Source organism: Aneurinibacillus aneurinilyticus ATCC 12856 (assembly GCF_000466385.1).
In the GTDB taxonomy this organism is placed as follows: domain Bacteria; phylum Bacillota; class Bacilli; order Aneurinibacillales; family Aneurinibacillaceae; genus Aneurinibacillus; species Aneurinibacillus aneurinilyticus.
This window is the reverse complement of the sequence record NZ_KE952915.1, coordinates 11,289-13,870: the sequence shown is the minus strand read 5'-3', so window position 1 is coordinate 13,870 and position 2,582 is coordinate 11,289. Positions and strand designations below refer to the sequence as shown.

Here is a 2,582-nt window from a genome sequence, read left to right as displayed (position 1 = left end):
CGTTGACCGCATGCGGGTAAGGAGTGAATCGCGGTGGCTTCCTGGTGCCGGAGTGAACCAGGATATCAATTAAAGGAGCGGGGCCATGCAGTTGCGCTTTTTTCGTTGGTAAAAAACAAAGGAGGCGGATGCGTGAAAGCTTATTGAGAACGGTATAGGCTATGGTGGGAGCAGAGGAAGTGGAACATGAGGAAGGATAAGAAGAGGACAAAGCATGTCTAATATAAAAACCCGAGTAATAGACCTTATTAAATGTCCATCATTCGGGTTGTGTAATTCAATAGTGAGTTCTAGGCCCATATAAAGAATGTTTTATTTTCCGCGTCCTTGGTATGCAGGATGATTCTGATACAATACAAATGCACCAAAAGAAACACCACCAGCTACATTTTGCAATTCTGTTTCGTCTAATTCATACTCATTTCCTTTTAAGTCTGGAAGTACAACAGTTAAATGTGCACCTGCATTATCAACTACCTGTAGTTTGAACCCTTCAGGTAAATCTAAGCCAGTTACTTGTTTAACAGCACTGGATGGATTCTCTAACGCGAGCTTACGAAACTCTGCATCCGTAAGTGCTTTATCTTGAAATTGTTTTACTGCCTGATTTAATTTTTCGTTATTCCATTCCATGTTTATATTCCTCCTCTTACTATTTGAAGTTCACACATTGATTATAATTAAGAAGATGTACATGGAACTGTAATTCAAACTACACATTATTCATTTTTATTGAGACCAAAGGAGGTCGGGGTATTACATACAAGGGCACAGGAACTAAAGCTTGAGCATGATAAACTAAGGGCAACCGAATAAATCAGATAGCTGCTTCTCTTTGGAGGCGGCTTTTCTTATGCCGTTATACGTCACTCCTCCCTTATCGTTCATGACATACGCTTGTTGCAGGGGCAAATGCAATGAAGTCGAACGGACCACCTTTTATCGGCTGATTACCGATAAGAAGCCCGTTGACCGCATGCGGGTAAGGAGTGAATCGCGGCGGCTTCCTGGTGCCAGAGTGAACCAGGATATCAATCAAAGGAGCGAAGCTGTGAAACTGCACTTTTTTCGTTGGTAGAAAACAAGGGAGGCGGATAAGTTTGGGGTTTAAAGATGCAGTTATAGCAATCCTTTCACTAGCTGACCCGGACATGTTAAGGGAGAACTCCAGGAGCTGGCAGATAGATGGGAAGCAATATGCGAAGAGAGATGCCGGACCCAATATGAGAATGAAAATGACATGTGGCTATGGAGAAAATGTGGAGAAATATTTCACGGAGCAAAAACAACCGTCTTTACAGCATCTAGTTATTACAATGCCGCATCCAAAAACGGAATGGGAAGAATGTGTGAGAAACCATCAGGAGCGGGATAGGCCACGGTGGAAGCAGAGGAAACAGAACATGAAGAAGGGGGAAAGGAAGTGATGACATGTACAATCCTCTTGAAGGAACCGAAGTCCTAGTACCATATGTGTTGCTGATACTCCCCTTGCTTATATTGGTATTTGGGATGAAAAACACTATATTTACTTTGTGAATTTATAAAAAAGTTAAAATATATTGAAAAATAATTAATAATAGGATATATTATCCATGTAATTAATTGTAATAACAGGAGATGATTAGAATGAAAAAGAAAAAAACCACTATGAATCTACTGCTTTCTATGGCAGTACTAGCAGCACCAGCTACTGCATTTGCTGATAATTCCGATTTGTTGCAAAAAAATGCAGTGGAAACTGATCAAAACGTAGTTGTGCAAAATGGAAGTAATCAAGGAGATGATGGCTCAATTATTGTAACTCCAACTGGAATTACACAAGACACCCGTATTTATGCATCGCAGGCGGCTGGTGGTAGAGGTAGTGCTGAATATGAACACTATGGTAACTTCAAATATGATGGACGGGCCTATATTAAAAACATAGGAAATAGAGAATTTACCTACAAATTATATACCGCAAATCAAACATTAGTTTATCAGGGAACTTTACAACCAGGTAAAGATGTTACACTTAATTTGTTACAGTCAGTATTAAAATGGAATTTAAGTGATGGTAAAGGTAAAGTTACCATTGCCTCTCCAGATGGTGGTACTGCTGAAGCATCCTTCAGATACAACGTTTTAGATTAAATGAAAAATATGGGGACATACACCCGACATAGTTTCTACCAGCAAAAGGATAGTATTCAATCGGTTGGAAGTAGAATTAACTAAGGAGCGGCCTTTATTAGGTCGCTTTTTTTATTTTTTGTTATAGGGTGCAACAGCTGGATTTCGCAATGCGATCCAACTGTTTTGTTGGGAGGGAAAATGCGTTGATAAATGCAGGCGGGACGCAGGCGCATAAACAAGAAAGGAATAAGAACAATGTAACCCATCAAATCGTACAGGACCCTTGTTCCGGAAAGGAGCAAGTAAGGAAGTGATACGATGTTTCCGCGTATTGCAGTGATTTACGTAGCATTCATTATCGATGAGGAACTCAGTTATGTTGACGTTCCAGCTACATTGAAGGCAGGAGCAGAATTACTCGGCTTCAGTCATCTATATACATCTGGTTTGATACATCGACAAAC

Annotated in this window: 3 protein-coding genes; 2 read left to right on the top strand and 1 reads right to left on the bottom strand. The window is 40.2% G+C overall.

Translation table 11 applies throughout. The annotated features are described in order from the left end of the window. Positions 1–312: 312 nt before the first annotated feature. Complete coding sequence (locus HMPREF0083_RS24725) at positions 313–633, bottom strand: NHLP leader peptide family RiPP precursor (protein ID WP_021624706.1); 321 nt, start codon at positions 631–633, stop codon at positions 313–315. Between the two features lie 467 nt (positions 634–1,100). On the opposite strand from HMPREF0083_RS24725, the gene HMPREF0083_RS24720 reads away from it, so the two are divergent. Both HMPREF0083_RS24720 and HMPREF0083_RS24715 read left to right on the top strand, forming a co-directional pair. After that, on the top strand, positions 1,101–1,427 hold the full coding sequence (locus HMPREF0083_RS24720) for a hypothetical protein (RefSeq protein WP_021624704.1): 327 nt from the start codon (positions 1,101–1,103) through the stop codon (positions 1,425–1,427). A gap of 202 nt (positions 1,428–1,629) precedes the next feature. After that, a complete protein-coding gene (locus tag HMPREF0083_RS24715; protein WP_040304994.1) occupies positions 1,630–2,136 on the top strand; it encodes a hypothetical protein in 507 nt (168 codons plus the stop codon). Positions 2,137–2,582: the final 446 nt, after the last annotated feature.